We start from the raw sequence: 327 nt of genomic DNA on the forward strand, positions 1-327 counted from the left end.
TATGGTGATAAAGGGTATATAGGCAAAGACTTGTTTGAACAACTCTTTGTGGATGGGGTCCATTTGGTAACCAAGATTAGAAAGAACATGAAAAATTGCCTGATGCTCTTACAGGATAAGGTCATGCTTAGAAAACGGGCTTTGATTGAAACCATAAACGATGAGCTTAAAAACCAATGCCAAATAGAACACACCAGACACAGAAGCTTTGAGAATTTTATAACAAACCTCCTTTCAGGATTGATTGCTTATTCATTCTTTGACAAAAAACCATCCTTAAATCTTGAAATCATTGATGAAAGACTTGTTGCTTAAATCGAACTCACG

1 protein-coding gene is annotated in these 327 nt (G+C 35.8%); it reads left to right on the forward strand.

Annotated features, from left to right (window positions below):
* A partial coding sequence (locus tag UXI14_RS18115; RefSeq protein WP_335967379.1) for a transposase occupies positions 1–315 on the forward strand: 315 nt, incomplete at its 5' end.
* Positions 316–327: the final 12 nt, after the last annotated feature.

Source organism: Galbibacter sp. PAP.153 (assembly GCF_037029175.1).
GTDB lineage: Bacteria > Bacteroidota > Bacteroidia > Flavobacteriales > Flavobacteriaceae > Galbibacter > Galbibacter pacificus.